The organism is Bradyrhizobium dasycarpum, assembly GCF_042019905.1.
GTDB classification, from domain to species: domain Bacteria; phylum Pseudomonadota; class Alphaproteobacteria; order Rhizobiales; family Xanthobacteraceae; genus Bradyrhizobium; species Bradyrhizobium japonicum_B.
Genome location: NZ_CP169574.1, coordinates 5,419,377 through 5,445,216, shown reverse-complemented (window position 1 = coordinate 5,445,216; position 25,840 = coordinate 5,419,377). Strand labels below are relative to the sequence as shown.

Sequence of the window (25,840 nt, the reverse complement as noted above, 5' to 3'; positions counted from 1 at the left end):
CGGATGCAGGCGTGCCCTGCGGCAGCGCATTCCGATGGGCAGGGCTACTCGATCGACCAGACCAATGGCGGGCGGCAACCGGCGGCGGGGCGCAGATGCACGGCGATATGCCGCCCGCAGCCTGCGGCGAGGCCTTCGAACAGCCCCTCCAGCACCTTGGCGCAAGCCGGGTGATAGTCAGCGACGTCGTCCATCAGCTTCCACGTCTGCTGGCGGACCTCGAAGGCACCTTCGGATCGTGCGGTCTCGACCGCATCATCCTGCGCGGCAAGCAGCGCGTTCAGGAACGCGACGAATTCGCTTGCCCCGCCGCGGCTCATCGCCAGCGCGGCCGCGACGTCGTCGAAATATTGCATCCCGATCAGCTTGCCGGTGAGGCGCAGCAGATAGCCGGCGTCTTCAGGACCGAACAGCTGCACCATGACGGGCGCGGCGGTGCGCACATATTCCATCGCGTAATTGCGATAGGCTTTTTCCAGACGCGGTTTCGGCCAGCTCGCCACGGGAAGCGCCGGCGCGGTCTTCGCATCGAACAGCGGCGCCTCGAGGTGGCGCGCGAACACCAGCCGCTGGTCCGGCTCGAGCGGATGATCGTATTGGTGATAGTAGCCTTCCAGCCCATCCTGGCCGTCGACGCTCTGCTTGGTGCAGACGAAGCCGAGCCTGAGATCGCCGAGGGCTGCGCCATTGTTGGCGTGCCAGCCGCGCAGCATCGCGCGCGAGACCTCGCCCGGCACGCCGCAGATCGCTGTGCCCTTCCAGATCCAGCGCGGCGGCGGATAGCGGATCCAGGCCTTGGCGTCGCTCTCGTACATGTACTCGACATGCACGCCGCCGATCCAGTTGGAGAGGTAGTGATATTGCGCGGCCGCCACCGCCGGCGGCAGATGATCGATCCCGAGCTTCGCGAGGCCCGGCAGGAAGCGCTCCTGCTGCTGGCGGCGAAACACGCGGAAGACGAACTCGGCGGCGTCAGCGGTGCCGCGCCGCGTCACGACGGTGAGGATGAGTCCGGTGAAAAAAGCGTGATAGAGGTCGGCGACCGCGCGCCAGCGCTTCCATTGGGCTTCCTGCGCGGCGTCCAAAGCGGCGGCCATGTTCGCTCCCGATCGTTGTTTCGATCGAGTGTGTCACTGCACCCCGCGGCAGGCAACATCACGCCCGTGCAGGGCGCCCTGCGCGATGACCCGTCAATTCCGCATCACGAAGTTTGCGGCGGCGCCTTGGCCGCGCGCTCACGCTCGACCCGCTCGGTGACATCGCGCGCCATCGCCACGGATCCGAGGACGTTGCCGGCGGAATCCCGCACCAGGGCGAACGTCATCTCGATGTAGAGCTTGCGTCCGCTCTTGTGCAGCGCGCGGGTCAGCGTCGGCTTGCCCGCAAGCTTCATGCTGCCGCTGGCGAGCGCGGCCTCAAAGCCCTTCCAGTGCGCGGCGCGCAGATGCTCGGGAATGATCAGGTCGAGATTCTGGCCGAGCGCTTCCGCAGCGGAGAAGCCGAACAGGGCCGCCGCGGCACCGTTCCAGCGCATGATCGTTCCCGAGCGATCCGAATAGATCAGCGCATCCGCGACGCCTTCGGCGATCCTTGCATCGAGTTCGGATGGATTGGTCATATGCTCACCTCGTAGCCCGGACAAAGCCACCGGGTCGGCGCCGGAGCGCCGCCCGATGACAGGCTCCGCGTAATCCGGGATCGTGCCACAAGTGAGACTGCCCCGGATTTCGCTTCGCTCCATCCGGGCTACAGGATCGGGCTACACCCGAAAATGCTTCGATAGTTTGAGGCCCTGGGCCTGGTAGTTGGAACCGATACGCTGGCCGTACATCGCATCAGGGCGGGCCAGCATCTTCTCGTAGACGAGACGGCCGACGATCTGGCCGTGCTCGAGGATGAACGGCACTTCGCGCGAGCGCACCTCCAGCACGGCGCGCGCGCCCTGTCCGCCGGCGCCGGCATAGCCGAAGCCGGGATCGAAGAATCCGGCATAGTGCACGCGGAACTCGCCGACCAGGGGATCGAACGGCACCATCTCCGCGGCGTAGTCGGGCGGCACCTGCACGGCTTCCTTCGAGGCGAGGATGTAGAACTCGCCGGGATCGAGGATCAGGCTGCCGTCCGGACGGGCCGACATCGGCTCCCAGAAATCCTCCACCGCGTAGCCGGAGCGGCGATCGACGTCGACGACGCCGGTGTGACGCTTGGCGCGATAACCGACGAAGCCGCCCGCTTTCTCGCCGGAGAGATCGACGGAGACGGCGACGCCGCCCGACAGATCGGCATCGTCGACATCGACCAGACGCTCGGCGGCGTGCAAGCCGTCGAGTTCGTCGGCGTTGAGGATGGCATCGCCGGTGCGGAAGCGCACCTGGCTGAGGCGCGAGCCTTCGCGCACCAGCACCGGAAAGGTCTTCGGGCTGATCTCGGCATAGAGCGGGCCGTGATAGCCGGCGCCGATCATGTCGAAGCGGCGGGTGCCGTCGGCGATCACGCGGGTGAAGACGTCGAGCCGGCCGGTGGAGCTCTTGGGGTTGGCGGCCGCGACGATCTCCGGCGGCAGCGCCAGGCTTTCCAGCAGCGGCACGATGTAGACGCAGTTGGTCTCCAGCACGGCGCCGTCGGCGAGGCTGAACTCGTGCAGCTTCAATTCGTCGATGCGCTCGGCGACGGTGGCGCCGGGACCGGGCAGGAAGCTGGCGCGGACGCGATAGGCGATGTCGCCGAGACGCAGATCGAGGCTGGCCGGCTGGATCTGGCTCTCGACGAAGTCGTAGGCGGGCCGGATGAGCCCCGCCTCCGCCATCGCCGCGATCATGCGGTCGGGCAGGATACCATTGGCGTCGGGCGCGACCGTGAACGTCAACCGGGGGTCCTCATCAGGGCTCAAATGCATCCGGACACGCCGGAAATACAGGTCTTTTACGGCTATCCGATGGACGCCTTGACGGAAAGGGCATTGCCGAATATGAGCATCACTTATCCCGTGGTGATTTGAGCCGGCCGGCTTGCAGCCACGTTAAATAAGTCGCTAAACAGGCCGGGGACCTCTGTGATCCCGGCCCGTGGAGATATCCAGGCCGGTTTTTTTGTGACCGTTTTCGCGTTCACGGTCATGTCGGAGGGTCCTATGTCGAAGTCGCCTGCTGCTTACCGCCCCGAAACCCGCCTGGTCCATTCCGGCACCCTGCGCTCGCAATATGGCGAGACCTCGGAGGCGCTGTTCCTGACCCAGGGCTATGTCTACGACACCGCCGAGCAATGCGAGGCGCGGTTCAAGGGCGAGGACCCCGGCTTCATCTATTCGCGCTATTCCAATCCCACCATCGCGATGTTCGAGCGCCGCATGATCGAGCTCGAGGGCGCCGAGGCCGCCCGCTCGGCGGCGACCGGAATGGCCGCGGTGACGACCGCGATCCTGGCGCCGCTGAGGGCCGGCGATCACGTCGTGGCCTCCCGCGCACTGTTCGGCTCGTGCCTCTACGTCGTGCAGGACCTGTTGCCGCGCTACGGCATCGAGACCACGCTGGTCGACGGCCTCGACCTCGACCAATGGCAGCGCGCGCTGCGGCCCAACACCAAGACGTTCTTCCTGGAGAGCCCGACCAATCCGACGCTGGACGTGCTCGACATTCCCGGGATCGCCGAGATCGCGCACAAGGGCGGCGCGCGGCTCGTCGTCGACAACGTGTTCGCAACCCCGATCTGGCAGAGCCCGCTCGCGCTCGGGGCCGACGTCGTGGTCTATTCCGCGACCAAGCACATCGACGGCCAGGGCCGCTGCCTCGGCGGCATCATCCTGTCCTCGGAAGCCTTCATCGCCGAGCACATCCACAATTTCATGCGCCAGACCGGGCCGTCGATCTCGCCGTTCAACGCCTGGGTCCTACTCAAGGGCCTGGAGACGCTCGGCGTGCGTGTGCGCGCGCAGACCGAGACCGCGGCGCGCATCGCCGAGGTGCTGGCGAGCCACCCGAAGATCTCGCGGCTGGTCTATCCCGGCCGCGCCGATCATCCGCAGGCCGCATTGGTGAAAAAGCAGATGCGTGGCGGCTCGACGCTGGTCGGCTTCGAGGTCAAGGGCGGCAAGGCGGCCGCGTTCCGCGTGCTCAACGCGCTGAAGCTGGCGAGGATCTCGAACAATCTCGGCGACGCCAAGAGCCTCGTCACGCATCCGGCCACCACGACGCATCAGCGCCTGAAGCCGGAAGACCGCGCCGCGCTCGGCATCGGCGAAGGCTTCATCCGCTTCTCGGCGGGGCTCGAGCATGCCGACGATCTGATCGAGGACCTGACGGCGGCGCTGGAGCAGGCGTGAAGCGAAGCGAGGTCTCGTAGGGTGGATTGGCCGAAGGCGCAATCCACCTCTTCTGCATCCGCGGAGATAGACCGTGGTGGGTTACGGCTTCGCCTAACCCACCCTACGCACCCTCTTACATCGGCCGATACGTCCGCACGTCAGCGGGCACGTTGACGCCGAGCTTGATCTGGCCGACCGAGCGGATGATGTCGTCGCCGAGCAGCTGGGCGAAGCAGGCATAGCCCCAATCGTTCATGTGCAGGCCGTCGGCGATCACGAAGCCCTCGACCGGAATGGCCTGCTTCTCGTGCCAGTCACGCATCACCTCGAAGCGCGGGAAGATTCCGACGTGACGGAGCTCGGCGACCTTGCTGAGCAGCTTCACCATCTTGCCGGCGCTCTCGGCGCGCTGGTTGACGGCCGGCGAATATTGCGGATCGACCAGCACGATGTCGGCGCCGCCCGCGGCCTGGATGCGGCTGATGCCGTCCTCCACCATCTTGGCGGTTTCGCCGGGATCGAGATTGCGCAGCACGGCGTTGGTGCCGACCTGCCAGATCACGAGATCCGGATGCATGTCGATCACCTGCGTCTGAAGGCGCTTCATCATCTCAGGCGCGTCCTCGCCGCCGACACCGGCATTGATGACGCTGATGTCGGCGGTCGGATAGTGCCGGCGCAGCTGCGCGGCGAGACGATTCGGGTAATTGAACTCCGGCGAGCTCGCGCCGAACCCTTGAGTCGAGGACGAGCCGAACGCGACGATGACGACGGGCAGCCCGGCGACGAGCTTGCCCGCGACGTGCGGCAGCGAGCCCATCGCCTTCGAGCCGCCCTTCGGCGGCTGGCACGGCACGCGGTTGAAGATGTCGCTGGCGGATTTGGCGGCCTGCTTCACCTTGTCGATGGCGCGCGCCGTGATGCCGCGCTGCTCGGGCGAGGTCGCGGCGACGGCGGTCTGGGACGGCGAGGCGGGCGCGGGATCAGCCGAGTGTGCGGGGGCGGGTGTCGCCTGCATGGCCGGCGTCTGGGCCTGCAATTGCGAGGCCGGCATCAGCGACAGCAGCACTGCGGCTGCAGGCGCGGCCAGCCATGCCGTCAGGCAAAAAGGGCGGAGAGAACTCATTAACGCTAACCTCAATTTTGCTGCTGGGCCGGCTCCCGACGGGCTGCGTCGATCACGAACTGTGCCAACGCCCGGCCAAGGCAATCATGGACCTGCTTCGCCAGCTCGGGCCCGCGGGACGGGCTGAACAGGTCGAACTGACCCTGGTCATTCCACTGCCGCATGATCGCGAAGCGATCGAACAGCGGAATGTCGTGCTCCTGCGCCACCACCCGCATGTTGTCGAGATAAGGCGGCGCCGAGATCATGGTCTCCGTACGCGGGCTGTATTGCAAGTTCATCAAGACGACGTCAGCCCCTGCATTTTGCAGCGCAACAACCCCCTCGGTCACCGCGCTACGAAATTCGTCGGGATCGATGGATCGGATAGCATCCACGGTCCCGGTCTGCCAGATCACCAAAGTAGGCGCTTTTGCTTCCATCAGCTTAACGAACGTGGACGCGGTCTCCTCTGCCGTCTTCTTGCTCTGTATTTCTACGGAGACGTGCACCACCTCGGACGCCGGCAGCTTCTCCTTGAGGATCGCCTCCATTCGCGCCGGATAGGAGCTGCTCTCCGAGGATGGAATCGTGGTCGAGCGGCTGCCGATGACCAGGATGTCGAGCGGCTTGCCGGCCTGGAGCGCATCGGCGACCTTTGTCAGCCGGCTTTCGCTGGTGAGCAGATAGGACGGCAGTTCACAGGCTGCGGGCGCATTGGGGGCGGCAGGCGCAGCATCGCCCGCGCGCGCCACGGGCGCGGCGAGGCTACCGCATAGCAGGATCAGGCTCAGGAGAACCTTCGCCTTCATCAGCCCCCTCCCGCCAGATCGGCGTTGCCGACGGCGTTCTTGGTCTTCGTACCGCTCTTGTCAGCCACGCGCTTGTACCACGAAATCACCCAGGCTACGCCCCACATGATCAGCACCCCGGAGAGACTAATTAGCGCATGCATGGCCGCGCCGCCGGAGACTTCGGCGAGGATGAAATGGCCGGCAAAGGCCAGGAAGACGCCGAGGCAGAAGATCTCGAGGGAATGCTGCCCGCATAGAATCAATGGTCGCAGCCAGCGCGATTTCAAGCCCGGCCAATCCCGGGGCAGGAAGCGCACGGTGAGCGCCGCCAGCGCCAGGAAATGCGTGAAGCGCAGCACGTCCAGATCGGTCTTGTTGATCGGATACATCCATTGCTCGACCAGCTTCGGCATGAACTGGGAGAGCTGCGGCACATACCAGGTCAGCGTCACGTAGAACGACGCGATGAGATAGGCGATCGCCAGCCACATCGTGACGCGTGATGACAGAATGCGCGACATGCGGCGCGCCCCTCCGAGCGCGCACCAGGCACCGAACACGAACAGCAATTGCCAGGCGAAGGGGTTGAAGGCCCAGAAGCCGTTCGGATACGCCGACAGATACAGATCATACTCCCAGGTCACCGCGTAGAGCACGACCGAGAGGGCGAGCGTGACGTCGGGCCGCCATTTCATCGACCACAGGATCAAAGGCAGCGCCAGCATCAGCACGATATAGAGCGGCAGCACGTCCATGTTGACGGGGCGGAAGCGAAGCAGCAGCGCCTGCACGATGGTGACGTCGGGCTGCTTGAGGAAATCCATGATGCCCATCTCTTCGGTGTAGAGCGGGTTCTCGAAGCTGGTCGCGACGTAGGAGATCTCGGCAAGGAAGATCGTGAACAGGAAGACGTGGGCGACGTAGATCTGCCAGACCCGGCGCAGGATGCGCGCGGTGGCGATGACGACGCCGCTCTCCAGCATCGCCCTGCCGTAGACGAAGGCGGCGGTGTAGCCGGAGATGAAGATGAAGATCTCGGTGGCGTCGCTGAAGCCGTAATTGCGGATCGTGAACCAGGTCAACACACTGGGCGGCAGATGGTCGATGAAGATCAGCCACAACGCGAGCCCGCGGAACAGGTCGAGCCGGAGTTCGCGCTCGCCGATGGCGGGCAGCGTGATGGCCGGCGCCCTCGCGCGCGGCTTCGCCCCCTCAGATGCGGCAGTTCCCGTGATCGTCGATCCCGTCACTTGGTCGGCAATGGTCATCGGGGCGCAAAAACCTTCCGCAAATCGCGGCGTGTGTAAGGAGTGTACCGGTCCGGTCGTTACCCCGCAAAGCGGCCGGGTGCCATGGGGTTTTCCGGTGCCTTCCCTGGGGTGTCATTCCCTTCGAATTCTGGCGGGACGATGTCGCCAAAGCCGTCCAGGGCGTTTGGTTCCGGAGCCGGATTTCGCTATGGTAGCAGCCATGTACCGCGCCGTGACCCGCCAAATCGAAGTGACCGTCGAGCCGAACTTTGTTCCGGAGCAGTCGTCGGCCGACCGCTCCCGCTACTTCTGGTCCTACACCATCGTGATCACCAATTCGGGCGAGGAGACCGTGCAGCTCAAGACGCGGCACTGGATCATCACCGACGCCTCCGGCCGCCAGCAGGAGGTGAAGGGCGAGGGCGTGGTCGGCGAGCAGCCGATCCTGGCCCCCGGCGAGCGCTTCGAATACACCTCAGGCGTCCCGCTCTCGACCGCCTCCGGCTTCATGACCGGCCGCTACCAGATGGTCAGCGAAAGCGGCGAGCGCTTCGAGATCGACGTGCCGGCGTTCTCGCTGGACAGCCCGGACAGCAAGCGGGTGTTGAATTAGGAGCCGGTCGTGTCCCGGACAAGCCGCAACGCGCGAGCGTTGCGGCGCAGTCAAGTAGGATGGGTAGAGCGCAGCGAAACCCATCACGCATCTGCTCGCGGAAGGGCGATGGGTTTCGCTGCGCTCTACCCATCCTACGAGATCGAGCTTATGGCGGGCAGCTCAGCTTGCAGACACGCCTTCTTGTTCTCGCGGCTGAATTCGCCCGAGCTTTGCTTGCGTCTCCACCCTCAAATCCAAGAGGGCGCAGGGAAGGCCGGGTGCTGACAACGCACCCGCGGTCCGCTGCGCGAAAATGCACACGCAGGAAGAACCGCACAGCAGCATACAGGTGGTGCCGATCACTCGGCCTTCCCTGCGCGGTGGTCGGACGGCTTATGCCGTGCTCTCCCGGGAGCCGAACTTTCCTTCTGGCCTCCCTCGCCGTTCGAATTGACGATGCCGTCCGCCCGGTCGGGCTCGCGCACATCTTCGAAAAGCTTGACCGTAGCAACGACGGCCAGGACCACACGGTTTTGCCGTACGCACGGCCCGCCCTTTCGCCGCAGTATTTCCAGCCCTGTCGACGGAGCCGGAAACTTACAGGCGAGACGAAGCCTAGCAGCGCCGTTCGTCTGCACGCGGCCACGGGCTCACAGGGACGACCCGCCCTGCCCGCACCTCTCGTGCCGACGCTGCCGCGTCCACCGCAAGCCCGGCTCGCGATCAAGACGACCTCGAGATCGCCCCTCCTGGTTGAGCCGGGATGGGCGACACATACGTCAAAACCGAATTTCGGTAAAGTGGAATATTTTCGCGCGGGTGGATTGACAGCAGGCGACACAGCAAGGGGCGGTAGGGTGGGTTAGCCGAAGGCGTAACCCACCCTTGTCTGCATCCGGAGGAGCAGAAGAGATGGGTTTACGCCGAGCGGATGCGCACATCCGCGCGGCTAACCCACCCTAGGAGAGCTGCGAGAGCTCGCTCACGCGTCTTCCACGCCCGCCTCGTGCGGCGTGAACTGGTAGACCGACGAGCAGAACTCGCAGGTCACGACCACCTTGTCGTCCTTGACCATCGCGGCGCGGTCGTCGGGCGAGAAGCTTTTGAGCATCGCGGCGACCGCATCGCGCGAGCAGGAGCACCGCGCCTTAAGAACCAGCGGATTGAACACGCGCACGCCGCGCTCATGGAACAGGCGGAACAGCAGCCGCTCGCCGGACAGCTCGGGATCGATCAGCTCGACGTCCTCGACCGTCTCGATCAGCGAACGTGCCTCGACCCAGGCATCGTCCTCGGTGACGGCATGCACCTCGACGCCGTCGGGGGCATCCCCAGGATGCAAGTCCGCCTGCCGCGCGCGCTCAGGCGCCTTCGGCAGAAACTGCATGAGCATGCCGCCGGCGCGCCAGCGATGCTTGCCGCCGTCGCTGGAGCGCCATTCCTCGCCGACCGCGAGACGCACCTTGGTCGGGATCTGCTCGGAGCGCAGGAAATATTCGTGGGCGGCGTCTTCCAGGCTGCCGCCGTCGAGCGCGACCAGGCCCTGGTAGCGGCTCATGTCGGGGCCCTGGTCGATGGTCATGGCGAGATGACCGCGGCCGAGCAGCGCGCCGGAACGCATGCCGGATTCCCGGGCCTCGCCGAGACGCGCGGCATCGAAGCGGGCATAGGCGCGCAGGCGATCCGGCGCCTGGTAGTCCACCACCAGGAACGACACCGGACCGTCGGTCTGGGCCTGGAGGATGAAGCGCCCTTCGAATTTCAGCGCCGAACCGAGCAGCGTCGTCAGCACGATGGCCTCGCCGAGCAGCTTGCCGACGGGCGCGGGATAGTCGTGCTTGGTCAGGATGTCGTCGAGCGCCGGGCCAAGCCGCACCAGGCGCCCGCGCACGTCGAGCGCATCGACCTCGTAGGGCAGCACGGCGTCATCGATCGGAACTGCGGATGGCGCGCGAACCGGGCCTTCGGACCCGGTCTTCATGTCAGGAGATTGGGAAACCATGGCGCTCTATCTGGGGTCGGAGGTGGGAAATGGAAGGGGCGCCCCAGGGCGCGCAACGCGCGAGCCCGGGACCCATAACCACAGGACCACGTCATCCTGCGAGGTGGCAACTCCCAGTCCTCGCCAACCACGGCCTGTGGTTATGGGTCCCGGATCGGTGCGCCGCTGCACGGCGCTTGTCCGGGACGACAGTGGTGAATGCGGCGGCCACCGCAGCCACTGCTTTTTCGCCCGGGCTACTTCACCGCATCGAAGCACCAGGCCAAGATCCCCTTCTGCGCGTGCAGGCGGTTTTCGGCCTCGTCGAACACGACCGATTGCGGCCCGTCGATTACTTCATCAGTGACCTCCTCGCCGCGATGGGCGGGCAGGCAATGCATGAAGAGCGCGTCTCGCTTGGCGAGCGACATCAGCTTGCCGTTGACCTGGTAGGGCTTGAGCACGTTGTGGCGATGCTCGCCTTCCTTGTCGCCCATCGACACCCAGGTGTCGGTGACGACGCAATCGGCGCCGCGCACGGCGGCTTCCGGATCGGTGCCGAGCACGATCGGCGCGCCGGTCGCCTTGATCCAGTCGCGCATAGCCTTTTTCGGCGCGAGCTCCGGAGGGGTGGCGACGTTGAGCTGGAATTTGAAGCGCTCGGCGGCGTGCGCCCAGGACGCCAGAACGTTGTTGTCGTCACCGGTCCAGGCCACCGTCTTGCCCTCGATCGGGCCGCGATGCTCCTCGTAGGTCATGAGGTCGGCCATCACCTGGCAGGGATGCGAGCGCCGCGTCAGGCCGTTGATGACGGGCACGGTGGCGTTGGCCGCAAGCTCCAGCAACGCATCGTGATTGAGGATGCGGATCATGATGGCGTCGACATAGCGCGACAGCACGCGCGCGGTGTCGGCGATGGTCTCGCCGCGGCCGAGCTGCATCTCGGCACCGGTGAGCATGATCGCCTCGCCGCCGAGCTGGCGCATGCCGACGTCGAACGACACCCGGGTCCGCGTCGAGGGTCGCTCGAAAATCATCGCCAGCGTCTTGCCTTCGAGCGGCCGGACCGGCTGATGCGCCTTCTGCTTCGCCTTCATCGCGCTTGACGCGGCGAGCATGCGCTTGAGCTCCGACAGCGGGAGCTCGTTGATGTCGAGGAAGTGCTTCGGCGTCTTGTTGGGAGACTTGCTCATCAGCTTGCCGCCCGCTTGCTCTGGCCGGCCGACAATGCGGTGCAGGCGCGCTCCAGCCGCCCGACGCTATCCTCGATCTCGGCTTCGGTGACGATCAAGGGCGGCAGGAAGCGCACGACATTGTCGCCGGCCCCGACGGTCAGGAGCTTTTCGTCGCGCAAGGCGGCGACCAGATCGCCCGAGGGCACGACGGCCTTGATGCCGATCAGGAGGCCCTCGCCGCGCACTTCGCAGACGATGTCGGGGTGACGGTCGATCACGGAGGCGAGCTTCTGCTTGAGCAGCAGCGACATCTTCTGCACGTGGTCGAAGAAGCCGGGCTTGAGCATGACGTCGAGCACGGCGTTGGCCGCGGAGATCGCCAGCGGATTGCCGCCGAAGGTCGAGCCGTGCGAGCCGGGGCCCATGCCGGCAGCCGCATCCGCGGTCGCCAGCACGGCACCGATCGGGAAGCCGCCGCCGAGCGCCTTCGCCAGCGACATCACGTCGGGCGTGACGCCGGTGCGCCGATACGCGAACAGATCACCGGCACGGCCCATGCCGGTCTGCACCTCGTCGAAGGCGAGCAGCAGGCCCTTCTCGTCGCAGAGCTGGCGCAACGCCTTGAGGAAAGCGGGCGGTGCCGAACGCACGCCGCCCTCGCCCTGGATCGGCTCGATCAGGATACCGGCGGTATCGGGGCCGATCGCCTTCTTGACGGCTTCGAGGTCGCCATGCGGCACCTGGTCGAAGCCGTCCATCGGCGGACCGAACCCTTCGAGATATTTTGCAGATCCGGTCGCGGCGAGCGTCGCCAGCGTGCGGCCGTGGAAGGCGCCTTCGAAGGTGATGATGCGGTAGCGCTCCGGCTGCCCCTTGGAGAAGTGATGATGGCGCACCAGCTTGATCACGCCCTCCAGCGCCTCGGCGCCGGAATTGCAGAAGAACACCAGGTCGGCAAAACTCTCGTGGCACAGGCGCGCGGCGAGCTTCTCGCCGTCCGGGCTCTGGAACAGGTTCGACATGTGCCACAGCTTCGTCGCCTGCTCCTGCAACGCCTTGATCAGATGCGGGTGGCAATGGCCGAGCGCATTGACGGCGACGCCCGAGGTGAAATCGAGATAGCGATCGCCATTGGTCGCGATCAGCCAGCAGCCTTCGCCGCGTTCGAAACCGAGGTTGGCCCTGGCGAAAACGGGGAGCAAATGCGGGGCTGCGCTGTTAGTCATGACGGTCACTTGATGTTGCGGACGGTGTGAGGCGTGCATTGCGCAACGCACCATCCACCGGCCCGGAAAAACGAAACGTGCCGCCTTTTAAGGGCGGCACGCGCGACTATCTTAGGCCTGGTGAAACGGGTGTCAATGCCGCCCGAAAGCCCCGGGAAACGGTGATTCCGTAGTCTTGCGGTGGCGATTTTGCGGGTTTTTGACCACGGAACATGTGGAAGCGAGTCGGCGGACTCTTGCGCGTGAGTCACGCCATATTGTAGCGTTTGGCTTGTCAGATACGACATCTCGTGCGGCAGTTCTGATCCCAAGAGTCCTCATGTACCGGCGTAAACGTTCGGGCGTCAGTTGCGCGCCCGGCGAGCCCTAAGGGATTCGAGCAGCACGGGTTTTTCGAGGCTTAGGCATTCGCCGCACGGACCGCCAGGATGGCAGCCGCGCGGCGAGGGAAAGGGTGCAATGACGGTTTTGACCTGGTCCGACGATCGCGTCGAGCAGCTGAAAAAGCTCTGGGAGGCCGGATTGTCGGCCAGCCAGATCGCAGCAGAGCTCGGCAATGTGACCCGCAATGCCGTGATCGGCAAAGTGCACAGGCTCGGTCTGTCCGGCCGCGCCAAGAGCCCTTCGTCGGCCGCGCCCCGGCCGCGCAAGGCGCGTCCCGCCCAGCACATGATGCGGGTGACCCGCCCGATCGCGCGCGGCAACACCGCGCTGGCGCAGGCCTTCGAGGTCGAGGTCGAGGCCGAACCCGTCACCTACGACAACGTGGTGCCGATGAGCCAGCGGCTGTCGCTGCTCGAATTGAACGAGGCGACCTGCCACTGGCCGGTGGGCGATCCCTCGAGCCCGGATTTCTTCTTCTGCGGCGGCAAGGCTCTGTCCGGCCTGCCCTATTGCGCCCAGCACTCGCGCGTGGCGTATCAGCCGGCGGCGGATCGGCGCCGCGCGGCACCGAAGCCCACGCGCTGAGTGAGATCTAGCTGATCGCAAAGGCGGCAGTCGTCACACGACGGCGCCTCAACCAACTCGGTGTCATCCCCGCGAACGCGGGGATCCAGAACCACGGGGCGCAATTGTTGCGCGCGATGGTTACTCCGAGTCTTCGACAAACCACGCCCTGTGGTTATGGATCCCGGCTCGCGCTGCGCGCGCCCCGGATGACGCCGGAGATCGCTGCCGGAGCTCGCCAAACCAGCTCTCGCTGGAGCTTTACGTCTGCTCCGCCTTCGCGAAGCGATCGTCCAGTGCGTAGCCGGCGCCGCGGACGGTGCGGATCGGGTCCTGCTCACGGCCGAGATTGAGCAACTTGCGCAGGCGGCCGATATGGACGTCGACGGTGCGCTCGTCGATGTAGATATCGCGGCCCCAGACGCTGTCGAGCAGCTGCTCGCGCGAGAACACGCGGCCGGGATGCTCCAGGAAGAACTCCAGCAGACGATATTCGGTCGGGCCGAGATCGATCGGGCGGCCCGAGCGCGCGACGCGGCGCTTGTCGCGGTCGAGCTCGATGTCGCCATAGGCCAGCACGGTGGCGAGCCGCTCGGGACTGGCGCGCCTGAGCAGGCCTTTCACGCGCGCGAGCAGCTCCGGCACCGAGAACGGCTTGACGATGTAGTCGTCGGCGCCGGTCGCAAGGCCCCGCACCCGCTCGCTCTCCTCGCCGCGCGCGGTGAGCATGATGATCGGCAGCTGCTTGGTCTCGGGCCGGGTGCGCAGGCGCCGGCACAGCTCGATGCCGGAGAGGCCCGGCAGCATCCAGTCGAGCACGATCAGATCGGGAATGTGTTCCTTGAGGCGGGTGTCGGCGTCGTCGCCGCGCATCACCGTCTCGACGTCATAGCCGTCGCCTTCGAGGTTGTAACGCAGAAGCTCGGTGAGAGCTTCCTCGTCCTCAACCACCATAATGCGTGCGCCCATGTTGTCGTCGCTCCTTGAGGTCTTCAGGTATTCGGGATCGTCGTGGCGAACGTGGTCATGTCGCCCTTCGGCCGCTTGTCGGTGATCGCCTGGCCTTCGATCATGTAGAACACGGTCTCGGCGATGTTGGTGGCGTGGTCGCCGATGCGCTCGATGTTCTTGGCGCAGAACATCAGATGGATGCAGAACGAGATGTTGCGCGGATCCTCCATCATGTAGGTCAGGAGCTCGCGGAACAGCGAGGTGCAGATCGCGTCGACCTCCTCGTCGCCCTTCCACACCGCCATCGCCGCCGGCAGATCGTGCGCGGCATAGGCGTCGAGCACGCTCTTGACCTGCTGCTGCACCAGGTCGGTCATGTGCTCCAGGCCGCGGAACAGCTTGAGCGGATGGAAGTCGGTCTCCAGCGCGGCGACGCGCTTGCCCATGTTCTTGGCGAGGTCGCCGATGCGCTCGAGGTCGGTCGCAACGCGCATGGCGCCGACGATCTCGCGCAGGTCCACCGCCATCGGCTGGCGGCGGGCGATGGTGAGCACGGCGCGTTCCTCGATGCGCTTCTGCAGCGCGTCGAGATCGGCGTCGATGGCGACGACGCGCTGGCCGAGCGCGACGTCGCGGCGGATCAGCGCATCGACGGAATCGACGATCATGCGCTCGGCGATGCCGCCCATCTCGGCGACCAGGCGCGTGAGCTCCTGGAGGTCGGTGTCGAAGGCCTTTGCGGTATGTTCAGTACCCATGTTGCGTCTCCTCAGCCGAACCGGCCGGTGATGTAGTCCTGCGTCCGCCGGTCGGTCGGCGACGTGAAGATCTTGCTGGTGTCGTCGAACTCGATCAGCTCGCCGAGATACATGAAGGCGGTCTTGTCGGAGACGCGCGCCGCCTGCTGCATGTTGTGGGTGACGATCGCGATCGTGTAGTTCTCGGACAATTCCTGGATCAGCTCCTCGACCTTGGCGGTCGAGATCGGGTCGAGCGCCGAGCAGGGCTCGTCGAACAGGATCACCTCGGGCCGCACCGCGACGGTGCGGGCGATGCAGAGGCGCTGCTGCTGGCCGCCGGAGAGCGACAGGCCGGAGGCGTTGAGCTTGTCCTTGACCTCATTCCACAGCGCGCCGCCGCGCAGCGCCTTCTCGACGCGGTCGTCCATCTCGGACTTCGAGATCTTCTCGTAGAGGCGGATGCCGAAGGCGATGTTCTCGTAGATCGTCATCGGGAACGGGGTCGGCTTCTGGAACACCATGCCGACCCGGGCGCGCAGCAGGTTGAGGTCGAGCTTGGGGTCGAGGATGTTGGTGTGGTCGAGCAGCAGCTGGCCGGTGGCGCGCTGGCCCGGATAGAGGTCGTACATCCGGTTGAAGATGCGCAGCAGGGTCGACTTGCCGCAACCGGACGGGCCGATGAAGGCCGTGACGCGGTTGGTGCCGAGCGCCAGATTGATGTTCTTCAGCGCGTGGTGCTCACCGTAGTAGAAGTTGAGGTTGCGCGCGGTGACCTTGGCCGGCGCCTCGGGCAGCGGCTGCGAGCCGGGGTGAACGCTCGGCGCGCTGACGGAAACAGACATTTCACTCATTTTGCAGTCCTCTCGGCACCAAGGATGCGGGCGCCAATGTTCAGGGCAAGCACGGTCAGGGTGATCAGCAGCGCGCCGCTCCAGGCGAGCTGCTTCCAATAGGCGTAGGGGCTCTGCACGAAGTTGTTGATGGTGACCGGCAGGTTCGCCATCGTCTTGTCCAGGCCGAGGCTGAAGAACTGGTTGGACAGCGCGGTGAACAGCAGCGGCGCGGTCTCGCCGGCGACGCGCGCCGTGGCGAGCAGCACGCCGGTGATGAGGCCGGAGCGCGCGGCGCGATAGGCGATGCGTTTGATCACCAGCGAGCGCGGCAAGCCCAGTGCGCTGGCGGCTTCCCGCAGCGGGTTCGGCACCAGCAGCAGCATGTCCTCCGTGGTGCGCACCACGACCGGGATCACGATCACGGCGAGCGCCAGCGCGCCCGCGATCGCCGAGAAGCCCCGCATCGGCACCACCACCGCGCCGTAGATGAACAGGCCGATGATGATCGAGGGCGCCGAGAGCAGGATGTCGTTGATGAAACGGATCACCGAGGTCAGCTTGTCGTTGCGGCCGTATTCGGCGAGATAGGTGCCGGCGAACAGGCCGAGCGGCGCGCCGATGCCGACGCCGATCGCGGTCATGATGATCGAGCCGACGATGGCGTTGCGCAGGCCGCCCTCGGTCGAGCCCGGAGGCGGCGTGTCCGCGGTGAAGATCTGCACGTTCAGGCCGCTGAGGCCGTTGTAGAGCAGCGTGACCAGGATCAGCGCGAGCCAGGTGACGCCGAAGGCAGCGGCGGCGATGCAGAGGCCGCGGATGACGACGTCCCAGCGGCGGCGGCGTGCATAGATCGGGTTCATGGCTTCACTTTCCGGCCTTGGTTTCCAGGCGCATCAGCATCAGCCGCGCGGCCGCAAGCACGAAGAACGTCAGCACGAACAGCAGCAGGCCGAGCAGGATCAGGCCGGACTGGTGCAGGCCGTCGCTCTCGGCGAACTCGGATGCGATCGCCGCCGAGATCGTCGTCCCCGGCGCGAAGATCGAGGAGGAGATGCGGAACGAATTGCCGATGATGAAGGTCACCGCCATGGTCTCGCCGAGCGCGCGGCCCAGCGCCAGCATGACGCCGCCGATGATGCCGACGCGGGTGTAGGGGATCACCACGCTGCGCACGACTTCCCAGGTGGTGCAGCCGACGCCGTAGGCGGCTTCCTTCAGGACCGGCGGCACCGTCTTGAACACGTCGACCGAGATCGAGGTGATGAAGGGCAGCACCATGATGGCGAGGATCAGCGCGGCGTTGAACAGGCTGAGATAGGACGGGGGGCCTGCGAAGATCGCTCCCAGCACCGGGACGCCGTCGAACACCCTGATCATGAACGGCTGGAAGGTGTTGGCCAGGAACGGGCCCAGCACGAAGAAGCCCCACATGCCGTAGATGATCGAGGGAATGCCGGCGAGCAGCTCGATCGCCATGCCGATCGGGCGGCGCAACCATTGCGGACAGAGCTCGGTGAGGAAGATCGCAATGCCGAGACCGACCGGAATGGCGATCAGCATCGCGATGAAGGAGGTGACGAGCGTGCCGTACATCGGCCCGAGCGCGCCGAGCACGGGCGGATCGGCCGACGGCGCCCAGCGCTGCGTCCACAGGAAGGAGAGGCCGTATTCCTTGATCGCCGGGAACGCGCCGACGACCAGCGACATGATAATGCCGCCGAGAATGAGCAGCACCGAGATCGCGGAGAGCCGCGTGATCCAGTAGAAGGTGACGTCGCCGAGCTTGAACGCGCCCAAGGCCTTGGCACGGTCATACGGTCCGGCATCGTCGATTACATCGCTCTGAACGGCCATCTCTGCCACGCCGATCCCCTGTACCCGTTATATACGCTTTTGCTGGTCTCGTGCCCCGGATGCGACGCAGCGCGAAGCGCTGCTGATCCGGGGCCCAGTTCTTGGAGGTGCCGGCTCTGCGGAGCAACACACTGGACGATGCTTCGCATCGCCAGGGCTGCACCGCGTCCGGGACGCGAGAGGGGAGCGCCTAGCTCTTGATCTCGGCAGCCCAGGTCTTCTCGATCTGCTTGACGACCGTGTCGGGCATCGGGATGTAGTCGAGATCCTCCGCCATCTTGTCGCCCTTCTCGAACGCCCACTTGAAGAACTTGATGGCTTCCTGGGACGCCGCCTTGTCGGTCGCATCCTTGTGCATCAGGATGAAGGTCGCGCCGGTAATCGGCCACGAGGCTTCGCCCGGCTGGTCGGTCAGGATCACATAATAGTTCTTGGAGCCGGCCCAGTCGGCGTTGGCGGCGGCAGCCTGGAAGGCCGCAACGGTCGGCTGCACGGTCTTGCCGGACTTGTTGATCAGGGCGCCGTAGGTCAGCTTGTTCTGCTTGGCGTAGGCATACTCGACATAGCCGATCGAGTTCTTGGTCTGGCTGACATTGCCTGCGACGCCTTCATTGCCCTTGGCGCCAACGCCCGTCGGCCACTCGACCGCGGTACCGGCACCGACCTTGCTCTTCCACTCGGCATTGGTCTTCGTCAGGAAATCGGTCCAGATGAACGTGGTGCCGGAGCCGTCCGACCGACGCACGACGGTGATGGCGTCCGAGGGCAGCTTCACGTTGGGATTGAGCTTGGCGATCGCCGGGTCATTCCAAGTCTTGACCTTGCCGAGATAGATGTCGCCCAGCAATTCGCCGGAAAACACCAGCTCGCCCGACTTGATCCCTTCGAGATTGACGACCGGCACCAAGGCACCCATCGCCTGCGGCCACTGGATCATTCCGTCCTTTTCGAGCTGCTCAGCCTTGAGGGGCATATCGCTCGCGCCGAAGGTCACGGTCTTGGCCTGGATCTGCTTGATGCCGCCGCCCGAACCGATCGACTGGTAGTTCAGACCGTTGCCGGTCTCCTTCTTGTAGGCGTCGGCCCACTTGGAATAGAGCGGGAACGGGAACGTCGCGCCGGCGCCGGTGATGTCGGCCGCAAAGGCTGCGGTCGCCGATGCGGCGACCAAGCCGGCAGCGACCATCGTCTTGAGGAAATTCATGCTGGTCTCCATTGGGGGAGCGAAGCGCCATCCGCGCCCGATCGCGCTCCCCACGCCGCCCCTGTAGGAGCGGTCCGCTGTGCTTTTACGAAGGTTTCGTGACAGCTGGATGACACAGGCAAGCAATTGATATTGCTTGAATTTCAGGCCACCGCGGGAGTCTTGATCTGGGGAAAACAGGCGGTGAAAGTGGCGCCCTGCTTGGGCACGCTTTCGATCAGGAGCCGGCCGCGATGGCGGTTAAGAATATGTTTCACCAGCGATAATCCGAGCCCGGTGCCGCCCTGCGAACGGCTGTCGCCGACGTCCACGCGGTAGAACCGCTCGGTCAGCCGCGGCAGGTGCTCGGGCGCGATGCCAGGCCCGAAATCGCGGACCATGATCCGGATTTCCTGAGTTCCGTCAGTGGCCGTGCCCGAGCTCAGCGACACGATGACGCGTCCGCCGGAGGCGCCGTATTTGAGGGCGTTCTCGATCAGATTCTCGAACAGGCGGAGCAGCTCCTCGCGGTCGCCGGCGATCATCACCGGGCTGTCCGGCAAATGGATCTCGACCTCGACCTGGCGCTCGCGCGCCAGCGGCCCGAGCCCGTCGGCGACCTGGCGGATGATCGGCAGGAGATCGACCAGGGTGTCGGGCCGGACATGGGCCGACAGCTCGACCCGCGACAGCGACAACAGATCGTCGATCAGGCGCGCCATGCGGGTGGCCTGGTTGTGCATGATGCCGAGGAAGCGCTCGCGCGCCTTGGGATCGTCCTTGGCCTGGCCCTGCAGCGTGTCGATGAAGCCCGACAGCGCGGCCAGCGGCGTGCGCAGCTCGTGGCTGGCATTGGCGACGAAGTCGGCCCGCATCTCCTCGACCCGGCGCAGCGGCGTCTGGTCGTGGAAGGTCATCAGCATGCATTTGTCGGCGCCGCCGAAGCTGGTCGGCACCGGCACCGGCGTGATCATGAGCTCCATCCAGCGATCGACCGGGACATGATCGAGATAGGTCGCACGCCGCGGCTCGGTGGTCGCGATCGCCTCGCGCAGCGCCGTGATGATCTCGGGCGAGCGCAGCGCCGAACTGGGCGAGCTCGTTCCTGCGCAGCGCCGGCGCGAGCTGGGCGGCGGCGGCATTGAGGTGGATGACGCGGCCGGCGCGGTCGAGCAGCACCGCCGGATCCGGCATGCCGGAGACCACCGCGGCCACCGCCGCGCTCTCGACCGGGTTGATGCGCCCGACGTCGTCGCGCGAAGCGGCGGGATCATGCAGGCGCCACGGGATCAGCGCAGCGGCGGCGATGCAGAGGAACACGATCGCGGCGTGCAGCGCCGACAATTCGCCGAGCGAGACGACGACGGACAGCGCCAGCGCCGCAGCGATCAGGATGATCGTCGAGTGCCGCAGTCGGTCGGACCAGGGCTGGGCGGAGGGAGAAGGTGGGGCGTCGATCGCCATCGGGGCGGGCTTCTCCTGGGAGCTTTGTCTCAAAGCCTGGCGCCGTCAGGCGCCGCTGTCGCTACGCTCTCGCACATAAGCGGCTTCGCGCGCCGGACCGGGATCGAGCTTGAGCGCTGCCTGCTGCAGGCGCTTCGATCGTGCGCCGATGATAACTTCGCGAAACGTCAGCAAGATTACAGAAATGACGAACGGAGACAGATAATAGAGCACCCGGAACAGCAGCATGCCGCCGAGAAGCTCCTCGCGGTCCATCTGCCAGAGGCCGACCAGCATGGCGGCGTCGAACACGCCGAGCCCGCCGGGCGAATGGCTGGCGAAGCCGAGCAGCGTCGCCGACACGAAGATCACCGCGACCACCACGAAGCCGACATTGGGCTCGTCCGGGACCAGCACGTACATCGCCAGCGCACAGAAGCCGAGATCGATGATGCCGATCGCGATCTGGAGCAGCGTCAGCGGGCCGCCCGGCAGCACCACGGTCCAGGGCCCGCGGCCGACCACGCGCGGCTGGGTCCAGACCCAGACCACGTAACCGACCAGGCCTGCGATGAGCATCAGTGCCAGCGTCCGGTTCAGCCACGGCGGCAGCTGGTCGATCGAGGCGGCGGCCTCGGGGTGATAGGCGATGCCGAGGCCGAGCACGGCGGCATTGCCGAGCCAGAAGGTCAGGCCGGCGAGAAAGCAGATCTTGGCGACGTCGATCGCGTTCAGCCCATAGGCCGAATAGATGCGATAGCGCACCGCGCCGCCTGTGAAGACGGAGGCGCCGACATTGTGGCCGATCGAATAGGAGGTGAAGGCGGCGAGCGCGTTGATGCGGTAGGGCACATGGTCGCGGCCGATCGCGCGCACGGCGAACAGGTCGTAGAAGGTCAGGGTGAAATAGCCCGCGGCGACGAACAGCGCCGCCATCGCAATCTGGGTCGGCTCGGTGCTCTTGATCGCCTCGAGGACCTCGTTGAAGTCGATGCCGCGCAGCATGTGGTAGAGCACATAGCAGGCGATGCCGATGACCGCGACGCTGATCACAACGCCAAGCTTATGCAGGACTTGCTTCTCGCGCAGAAACGACGTCGCCCTGCGTATGGCTTCCAGCATCTAGACCTCGAACAACGCTTCAGCGGCCAGAACGGCCGGCGGACAGGCGGACGGCGCTTGGGCACGCGACGACCCCTCGCCGCCGGCTCCGGCATCGCGCATGCCCCCTGCCCCTCCACTAGCGCGTTTTGGGGCGGAGTGGAATTCGCCAATTCGAACAAAAACACGTGCCTTCAATATTTTAGGCAGGGTCCTGGCTCCTGATGCAGGGTTTGGCGCCTTCGGCGGCAAGGCTTGACGCGAATCTCCCTGGCAATCCTGCGCAGAGGCCGTGAAGTTTTGATGATTTCGGCCGCACAATGTTCCGTCACGCCTTAGGCTGACGTCAATCTATGGGCGGCGCCCGGCTGTTGAAAGAGGGCGGCTCCGGACCGCGTTGAGGACTGCCGATGCGCCGGAAGGTCGCGGGGCCGAAAGGCAGGCCGGGAGCCGCCGGATCGCCGCGCCGACACGGTCCGATCCTCGCGGGCCGCAGGCTCAGGCCGCAGGCTGGCTGCGCGCGACCACGCGGTCGCGCAGCCAGGCGCCGATGGTGCAGCCGACGAGGTAGCAGGCGAACATGATCAGGCCGAGGTCGAGCCAGTAGCCGAAGCGGCCGGGGACCACATGGGCGAACGAGGCGGCGACCAGGGCGGCGGCGAGCGCTGCGAGCCAGCGCGCGGTCACCTTCGAGGTGCCGTTGCCGCGCTGGACCACCGAGATCCAGCCCATGCAGAAGCCCAGCAGCACCGAGCCGATCAGCCAACCCAGATGGAACGAGACGAGATAGGGCATCGTCACCTCACCAGAAATTCGATGCGGCGGTTCTGCGCCTTGCCGTCGTCGGTATCGTTGCCGGCGACCGGCTGCGTGCTGCCATGGCCGACCGCGGTGAAGCGGCTCGCGGGCAGGCCGGCCTTGACCAGATAGTCGATCACCGCCTGCGCGCGCTTCTCGGAGAGGGCCCGGTTGAAGCCGTCCTCGCCGTCGGCATCGGTATGCCCGGCAACCTCGATATTCACGGCTGGGCAACGCAGCGCCGTCTCGATCAGATGATCGAGGATGGCGGCGGAATCCGGATCGATGTCGGCGCGCTTGGGCGTGAAGCGGATCTTGCCCTTCGCCAGCAGGTCGGTGAACAATTGCTGGCACACGGTGCCGTCGACCGGCCCTGCCGCGGGCTTCACGGCGATCTCCGGCTTGTACTGCCAGTGCTTGGGGAAGTCCTTGCCGAGGCCCGCGCGGATGTCGTTGGCGGCCCCCTCGTAGAGCGCGTCGCCCGACAGCTTCACCTCGCGATCGGACACGACGAGCGTGCCGGTCGACAGCCGCGACAGGGCGCCGAGCGCGGCGACCACGGCCGTGTTGAAGGAGCCGGGAGCGCCGATGCTGGCCTTGAGATTGTCGACCACCTTCTCGGTGAAGAACTTTCGCGCGGCGCTGGCGGCGATCGCCGCATGCACGTTGTTGTCGGGGACGTAGCCGGTCAGCGTCACGGTCGCCGCGACCGGATCCTTGTAGGCCTGGAAGATGTAGGGCGGCGCCTTGACGTCGTTGGCGGCGACGGAGAAGCCCTCGGGCAGGTTCTTCAGCGCAGCCGCGATCGCCTCGCGGCCGCCGAGCTCGCGCGCCATGCCCGACAGATTGACCTTGGTGTCCGTGATCGTGATCTTGCCGTCCTTCAGCTTGCCGATCTGGTCGAGCAGCAGCATCGCGGCGGCTTCGAACCGGGGCGGCGCACCGCGCGCCAGCCCCATCTGGTCGGCCACCTCGGCGCCGCCGACCTCCTTGCGGGCCGCCTCGGTCAGCCGCGCCTTGATCGACGGCAGCGGCGCGGAGCCCGACAGCGTCACCCGCACGACGTCGCGCTCGGCGTTCCAGACGAACGGCTGGGCCTCGGGAACGAGCCGGGTCCGGTCGTCGACCAGGCGCACGCCCGGGACGGTCTCGACCGCCGTCACGGCATCGCGGCGCCCCTCCTCGGAGAAGGCGTCCGCGACCAGGCTGACGTCGCGGCCATCGACGGCGATCCGGGTCTTGTCCAGAACGGTCCCCTTCAGCGCGGCCGAGCTGCGGGCCGACAGGTCGGCCTCCACCGGTAAGGTGTTATTCCAGGCCGCAAATCCCCACATGACGGCCAGGGGAATCAGCCCCAGCCACCATTTGCTGGCCCACCTGAAAAGCTTCTGCATTCGACGACCCGAACTCTGGAACCGGAGACAAAACAAACCCTTGGCAGGCTGTCAAACCGGAAATGGCGCCCTTCCGAAGGCACGGATCAGACAATCGGAATAACTTTTTCTTCAAGGGTTCTTCCGTAAGTTGAGGACGGAATGCCAGAGTCCGCCGACGGGTCATGAAACAACTGCGTAACAACGTCATCCGCGCCGGGCTGGGAGCACTTTATTTCAGCGGGGCGCACCATCTGCTGCGCCCGCTTTTGTCGGGCGTCGGCGCCATTTTCATGCTGCACCACGTGCGGCCGGCCCGCGAGGCCGCGTTCCAGCCCAACCGGCATCTCGAGGTCACCCCCGAATTCCTGCGTGCCACGCTGTGCCACTTGCGCTCGATCGACATCGACATCGTCACCATGGACGAGCTGCATGAGCGGCTGGTGCAGGGCCGTTTCGACCGCCGCTTCGCCGCCTTCACCTTCGACGACGGCTATCGCGACAATCTGGACCACGCGCTGCCGGTGCTGCGCGAATTTGAGGCGCCGCTGACGGTCTATGTCGCGAGCGATTTTGCCGAAGGCACGGGACGGCTGTGGTGGACGGCGCTGGAGGCCGTGATCGCCAAGGCCGAGCAGATCGACATCAGGATCGGCCGTTCCGCGCTGCGGCTCGATGCGACGACGCCCGCGGCCAAGCAGGCCGCGTTCGACCGACTGCACGACTGGCTGCGCGCGCTGCCGGGCGAGCACGATCTGGCGCGGGAGATCGAGGCGCTCTGCGCGGCGTACGACGTCGACATGGCCGCGCTATGCCGCAGCCTCTGCCTGTCCTGGCCCGAGCTGAAGACATTTGCCGCCGATCCGCTGGTCACGATCGGCGCGCATAGCGTCAGCCATTGCAACCTCGCCAAGCTGGCGGAAGACATCGCCGCGCAGGAGTTGGCCGTGAGCCGCGCGCGGATCGAGCAGGCGCTGGAGTGCCCCGTGCTGCATCTCGCCTATCCCTATGGCGATCGCGAGGCCGCAGGCGTGCGCGAATTCGGCATGGCTGCGACGGCCGGCTTCAAGACCGCGGTGACGACGCGGCCCGGCATGCTGTTTGCCGAAAATGCCGGCCAGATGACGGCGCTGCCACGCGTCTCGCTCAACGGCAATTACCAGGACGCGCGCATCCTGCCGGTGCTGACCTCGGGCGCCGCGACCGCGATGTGGAACGGTTTCCGCCGGATCGCCGCGGCGTAGCTGCTCCAACCTCCGCCGTCGTCCCGGACAAGCGCGCCCAGGCGCGCGCCGCCTTCCTTGACTCCCCTGCGGCCCCGCCCAAAACAGCGCCAACCAAGGGAGGCCTCATGTTCAACGACCTGTTCTCGCTCAAAGGCCGCGTCGCGCTGGTGACCGGCGGCTCGCGCGGCATCGGCAAGATGATCGCGGCGGGATTTCTCAGCGCCGGCGCCGCAAAGGTCTACATCACCGCGCGCAAGGCCGGGCCGTGCGAGGCGACCGCCAAGGAGCTCACCGCGCAATATGGCGGCGAATGCATCGCGCTGCCGATCGACATCTCCACCGTCGAAGGCTGCGACCGGCTCGCCTCCGAGATCATCAAGCTGGAGCCGAAGCTCGACATCCTCGTCAACAATGCCGGCGCGGCGTGGGGCGCGGAGTTCGATGAATTTCCCGAAAGCGGCTGGGACAAGGTGATGGACCTCAACGTCAAGTCGCTGTTCTTCCTGACCAAGGCGCTGGCGAAACCGCTGCGCGCGGCCGCAAGCGCCGAACGTCCGGCCAAGGTGATCAACATCGCCTCGGTCGACGGCATCTTCGTCAATCCGGGCGAGACCTATTCCTATGCCGCCAGCAAGGCCGCGGTGATCCACCTGACGCGGCGCATGGCGACCAAGCTGATCAAGGACAACATCAATGTCACCGCGATCGCGCCGGGCGCCTTCAAGTCCGACATGAATCGGGCCGCACGCGACCACGCCGACGAGGTCGCCCAGCGCATTCCGGCGCGGCGGATCGGAAGCGATGAGGACATGGCGGGTGTGGCGATCTACCTCGCCTCGCGCGCGGGCGATTACGTCGTCGGCAACACCATCGCAGTCGACGGCGGCGTGGTGTACGCCAATGCGGGGCTGGAGATCGCGGGATAGGGAGACGGGTTTAGGGCCTCGCCCTCACCACACCCTCA

Annotated in this window: 23 protein-coding genes, 1 pseudogene and 1 riboswitch; of the genes and pseudogenes, 5 read left to right on the top strand and 19 right to left on the bottom strand. The window is 66.0% G+C overall.

Annotation, left to right across the window (positions count from 1 at the left end; all coding sequences use genetic code 11):
* Positions 1-44 precede the first annotated feature (44 nt).
* The 3 genes from ACETMP_RS25935 to ACETMP_RS25925 all read right to left on the bottom strand — a co-directional run bounded on the left by ACETMP_RS25935 (position 45) and on the right by ACETMP_RS25925 (position 2,896).
* Complete coding sequence (locus ACETMP_RS25935; protein WP_375158379.1) at positions 45-1,097, bottom strand: hypothetical protein; 1,053 nt, start codon at positions 1,095-1,097, stop codon at positions 45-47.
* A gap of 104 nt (positions 1,098-1,201) precedes the next feature.
* A complete protein-coding gene (locus tag ACETMP_RS25930) occupies positions 1,202-1,618 on the bottom strand; it encodes a PAS domain S-box protein (protein ID WP_257197594.1) in 417 nt (138 codons plus the stop codon).
* 141 nt (positions 1,619-1,759) lie between these two features.
* Entirely contained in the window at positions 1,760-2,896 is a 1,137-nt protein-coding gene (locus tag ACETMP_RS25925) for a 2'-deoxycytidine 5'-triphosphate deaminase (protein ID WP_375158378.1), read from the bottom strand.
* Positions 2,897-2,976: 80 nt separating this feature from the next.
* Positions 2,977-3,056: riboswitch (SAM riboswitch) on the top strand.
* 74 nt (positions 3,057-3,130) lie between these two features.
* On the opposite strand from ACETMP_RS25925, the gene ACETMP_RS25920 reads away from it, so the two are divergent.
* Entirely contained in the window at positions 3,131-4,318 is a 1,188-nt protein-coding gene (locus ACETMP_RS25920; protein ID WP_375158377.1) for an O-succinylhomoserine sulfhydrylase, read from the top strand.
* A gap of 115 nt (positions 4,319-4,433) precedes the next feature.
* Here ACETMP_RS25920 and ACETMP_RS25915 read toward each other — a convergent pair whose 3' ends face one another.
* The 3 genes from ACETMP_RS25915 to ACETMP_RS25905 are packed head-to-tail and all read right to left on the bottom strand — an operon-like array spanning position 4,434 to position 7,467.
* Positions 4,434-5,426: an SGNH/GDSL hydrolase family protein gene (locus tag ACETMP_RS25915; RefSeq protein ID WP_375158376.1), complete on the bottom strand. Its 993-nt coding sequence runs from the start codon at positions 5,424-5,426 to the stop codon at positions 4,434-4,436.
* An 11-nt stretch (positions 5,427-5,437) separates the two neighbouring features.
* Positions 5,438-6,217: an SGNH/GDSL hydrolase family protein gene (locus ACETMP_RS25910; RefSeq protein WP_375158375.1), complete on the bottom strand. Its 780-nt coding sequence runs from the start codon at positions 6,215-6,217 to the stop codon at positions 5,438-5,440.
* Complete coding sequence (locus ACETMP_RS25905) at positions 6,217-7,467, bottom strand: OpgC domain-containing protein (protein ID WP_257178566.1); 1,251 nt, start codon at positions 7,465-7,467, stop codon at positions 6,217-6,219. Before ACETMP_RS25905 ends, ACETMP_RS25910 begins: the two co-directional genes overlap by 1 nt.
* A gap of 202 nt (positions 7,468-7,669) precedes the next feature.
* Here ACETMP_RS25905 and apaG point away from each other — a divergent pair, with 202 nt between their 5' ends.
* On the top strand, positions 7,670-8,062 hold the full coding sequence (gene apaG, locus ACETMP_RS25900) for a Co2+/Mg2+ efflux protein ApaG (RefSeq protein WP_164718924.1): 393 nt from the start codon (positions 7,670-7,672) through the stop codon (positions 8,060-8,062).
* 964 nt (positions 8,063-9,026) lie between these two features.
* On the opposite strand, the gene ACETMP_RS25895 is transcribed toward apaG, so the two are convergent.
* The 3 genes from ACETMP_RS25895 to ACETMP_RS25885 form a co-directional block, all read right to left on the bottom strand.
* Positions 9,027-10,046: an Hsp33 family molecular chaperone gene (locus tag ACETMP_RS25895; protein ID WP_375158374.1), complete on the bottom strand. Its 1,020-nt coding sequence runs from the start codon at positions 10,044-10,046 to the stop codon at positions 9,027-9,029.
* A gap of 236 nt (positions 10,047-10,282) precedes the next feature.
* Positions 10,283-11,218, bottom strand: a complete 936-nt coding sequence (gene argF / locus ACETMP_RS25890) for an ornithine carbamoyltransferase (RefSeq protein WP_375158373.1) — start codon at positions 11,216-11,218, stop codon at positions 10,283-10,285.
* Positions 11,218-12,426 carry an aspartate aminotransferase family protein gene (locus ACETMP_RS25885; protein ID WP_375158372.1) on the bottom strand — a complete coding sequence of 403 codons (1,209 nt, stop codon included), beginning with the start codon at positions 12,424-12,426 and terminating at the stop codon, positions 11,218-11,220. The genes argF and ACETMP_RS25885 overlap by 1 nt, the downstream gene beginning before the upstream one ends.
* 459 nt (positions 12,427-12,885) lie before the next feature.
* Between ACETMP_RS25885 and ACETMP_RS25880 the strand changes: the two genes are divergently transcribed.
* Entirely contained in the window at positions 12,886-13,395 is a 510-nt protein-coding gene (locus ACETMP_RS25880) for a GcrA family cell cycle regulator (protein ID WP_257179407.1), read from the top strand.
* Between the two features lie 240 nt (positions 13,396-13,635).
* Here ACETMP_RS25880 and phoB read toward each other — a convergent pair whose 3' ends face one another.
* The 10 genes and pseudogenes from phoB to ACETMP_RS25830 all read right to left on the bottom strand — a co-directional run bounded on the left by phoB (position 13,636) and on the right by ACETMP_RS25830 (position 23,671).
* Positions 13,636-14,343: a phosphate regulon transcriptional regulator PhoB gene (phoB, locus tag ACETMP_RS25875; RefSeq protein WP_008143479.1), complete on the bottom strand. Its 708-nt coding sequence runs from the start codon at positions 14,341-14,343 to the stop codon at positions 13,636-13,638.
* 23 nt (positions 14,344-14,366) lie between these two features.
* Entirely contained in the window at positions 14,367-15,083 is a 717-nt protein-coding gene (phoU, locus tag ACETMP_RS25870; protein WP_094892504.1) for a phosphate signaling complex protein PhoU, read from the bottom strand.
* 11 nt (positions 15,084-15,094) lie between these two features.
* Positions 15,095-15,916, bottom strand: a complete 822-nt coding sequence (gene pstB / locus ACETMP_RS25865; RefSeq protein WP_126257258.1) for a phosphate ABC transporter ATP-binding protein PstB — start codon at positions 15,914-15,916, stop codon at positions 15,095-15,097.
* Positions 15,913-16,758, bottom strand: coding sequence for a phosphate ABC transporter permease PstA (pstA, locus tag ACETMP_RS25860; RefSeq protein ID WP_375158371.1), 846 nt, complete (start codon positions 16,756-16,758; stop codon positions 15,913-15,915). Before pstA ends, pstB begins: the two co-directional genes overlap by 4 nt.
* 4 nt (positions 16,759-16,762) lie before the next feature.
* Positions 16,763-17,752, bottom strand: a complete 990-nt coding sequence (gene pstC, locus ACETMP_RS25855; protein WP_375161988.1) for a phosphate ABC transporter permease subunit PstC — start codon at positions 17,750-17,752, stop codon at positions 16,763-16,765.
* A gap of 190 nt (positions 17,753-17,942) precedes the next feature.
* The gene (pstS, locus tag ACETMP_RS25850; RefSeq protein WP_375158370.1) at positions 17,943-18,956 is read right to left on the bottom strand and encodes a phosphate ABC transporter substrate-binding protein PstS; all 1,014 of its coding nucleotides are present in this window, start codon (positions 18,954-18,956) and stop codon (positions 17,943-17,945) included.
* Between the two features lie 143 nt (positions 18,957-19,099).
* A pseudogene (locus ACETMP_RS25845) lies at positions 19,100-20,399 on the bottom strand (ATP-binding protein).
* A gap of 45 nt (positions 20,400-20,444) precedes the next feature.
* On the bottom strand, positions 20,445-21,500 hold the full coding sequence (locus ACETMP_RS25840; RefSeq protein WP_257179403.1) for a lysylphosphatidylglycerol synthase domain-containing protein: 1,056 nt from the start codon (positions 21,498-21,500) through the stop codon (positions 20,445-20,447).
* A 477-nt stretch (positions 21,501-21,977) separates the two neighbouring features.
* A complete protein-coding gene (locus ACETMP_RS25835; RefSeq protein WP_375158369.1) occupies positions 21,978-22,274 on the bottom strand; it encodes a hypothetical protein in 297 nt (98 codons plus the stop codon).
* A 2-nt stretch (positions 22,275-22,276) separates the two neighbouring features.
* Positions 22,277-23,671: an OmpA family protein gene (locus ACETMP_RS25830; RefSeq protein WP_375158368.1), complete on the bottom strand. Its 1,395-nt coding sequence runs from the start codon at positions 23,669-23,671 to the stop codon at positions 22,277-22,279.
* Between the two features lie 164 nt (positions 23,672-23,835).
* On the opposite strand from ACETMP_RS25830, the gene ACETMP_RS25825 reads away from it, so the two are divergent.
* Both ACETMP_RS25825 and ACETMP_RS25820 read left to right on the top strand, forming a co-directional pair.
* On the top strand, positions 23,836-24,894 hold the full coding sequence (locus ACETMP_RS25825; RefSeq protein ID WP_375158367.1) for a polysaccharide deacetylase family protein: 1,059 nt from the start codon (positions 23,836-23,838) through the stop codon (positions 24,892-24,894).
* A gap of 107 nt (positions 24,895-25,001) precedes the next feature.
* Positions 25,002-25,802 (top strand): SDR family oxidoreductase, encoded by an 801-nt coding sequence (locus ACETMP_RS25820; RefSeq protein ID WP_375158366.1) that lies wholly within the window; start codon positions 25,002-25,004, stop codon positions 25,800-25,802.
* The last annotated feature ends 38 nt before the right edge of the window (positions 25,803-25,840 follow it).

Coding starts and splice junctions, on each gene's coding strand:
- ACETMP_RS25935 (WP_375158379.1), bottom strand. CDS start 1,097: ATGGCCGCCGCTTTGGACGCCGCGCAGGAAGCCCAATGGAAGCGCTGG.
- ACETMP_RS25930 (WP_257197594.1), bottom strand. CDS start 1,618: ATGACCAATCCATCCGAACTCGATGCAAGGATCGCCGAAGGCGTCGCG.
- ACETMP_RS25925 (WP_375158378.1), bottom strand. CDS start 2,896: ATGCATTTGAGCCCTGATGAGGACCCCCGGTTGACGTTCACGGTCGCG.
- ACETMP_RS25920 (WP_375158377.1), top strand. CDS start 3,131: ATGTCGAAGTCGCCTGCTGCTTACCGCCCCGAAACCCGCCTGGTCCAT.
- ACETMP_RS25915 (WP_375158376.1), bottom strand. CDS start 5,426: ATGAGTTCTCTCCGCCCTTTTTGCCTGACGGCATGGCTGGCCGCGCCT.
- ACETMP_RS25910 (WP_375158375.1), bottom strand. CDS start 6,217: ATGAAGGCGAAGGTTCTCCTGAGCCTGATCCTGCTATGCGGTAGCCTC.
- ACETMP_RS25905 (WP_257178566.1), bottom strand. CDS start 7,467: ATGACCATTGCCGACCAAGTGACGGGATCGACGATCACGGGAACTGCC.
- apaG (WP_164718924.1), top strand. CDS start 7,670: ATGTACCGCGCCGTGACCCGCCAAATCGAAGTGACCGTCGAGCCGAAC.
- ACETMP_RS25895 (WP_375158374.1), bottom strand. CDS start 10,046: ATGGTTTCCCAATCTCCTGACATGAAGACCGGGTCCGAAGGCCCGGTT.
- argF (WP_375158373.1), bottom strand. CDS start 11,218: ATGAGCAAGTCTCCCAACAAGACGCCGAAGCACTTCCTCGACATCAAC.
- ACETMP_RS25885 (WP_375158372.1), bottom strand. CDS start 12,426: ATGACTAACAGCGCAGCCCCGCATTTGCTCCCCGTTTTCGCCAGGGCC.
- ACETMP_RS25880 (WP_257179407.1), top strand. CDS start 12,886: ATGACGGTTTTGACCTGGTCCGACGATCGCGTCGAGCAGCTGAAAAAG.
- phoB (WP_008143479.1), bottom strand. CDS start 14,343: ATGGGCGCACGCATTATGGTGGTTGAGGACGAGGAAGCTCTCACCGAG.
- phoU (WP_094892504.1), bottom strand. CDS start 15,083: ATGGGTACTGAACATACCGCAAAGGCCTTCGACACCGACCTCCAGGAG.
- pstB (WP_126257258.1), bottom strand. CDS start 15,916: ATGAGTGAAATGTCTGTTTCCGTCAGCGCGCCGAGCGTTCACCCCGGC.
- pstA (WP_375158371.1), bottom strand. CDS start 16,758: ATGAACCCGATCTATGCACGCCGCCGCCGCTGGGACGTCGTCATCCGC.
- pstC (WP_375161988.1), bottom strand. CDS start 17,752: ATGGCCGTTCAGAGCGATGTAATCGACGATGCCGGACCGTATGACCGT.
- pstS (WP_375158370.1), bottom strand. CDS start 18,956: ATGAATTTCCTCAAGACGATGGTCGCTGCCGGCTTGGTCGCCGCATCG.
- ACETMP_RS25840 (WP_257179403.1), bottom strand. CDS start 21,500: ATGCTGGAAGCCATACGCAGGGCGACGTCGTTTCTGCGCGAGAAGCAA.
- ACETMP_RS25835 (WP_375158369.1), bottom strand. CDS start 22,274: ATGCCCTATCTCGTCTCGTTCCATCTGGGTTGGCTGATCGGCTCGGTG.
- ACETMP_RS25830 (WP_375158368.1), bottom strand. CDS start 23,671: ATGCAGAAGCTTTTCAGGTGGGCCAGCAAATGGTGGCTGGGGCTGATT.
- ACETMP_RS25825 (WP_375158367.1), top strand. CDS start 23,836: ATGAAACAACTGCGTAACAACGTCATCCGCGCCGGGCTGGGAGCACTT.
- ACETMP_RS25820 (WP_375158366.1), top strand. CDS start 25,002: ATGTTCAACGACCTGTTCTCGCTCAAAGGCCGCGTCGCGCTGGTGACC.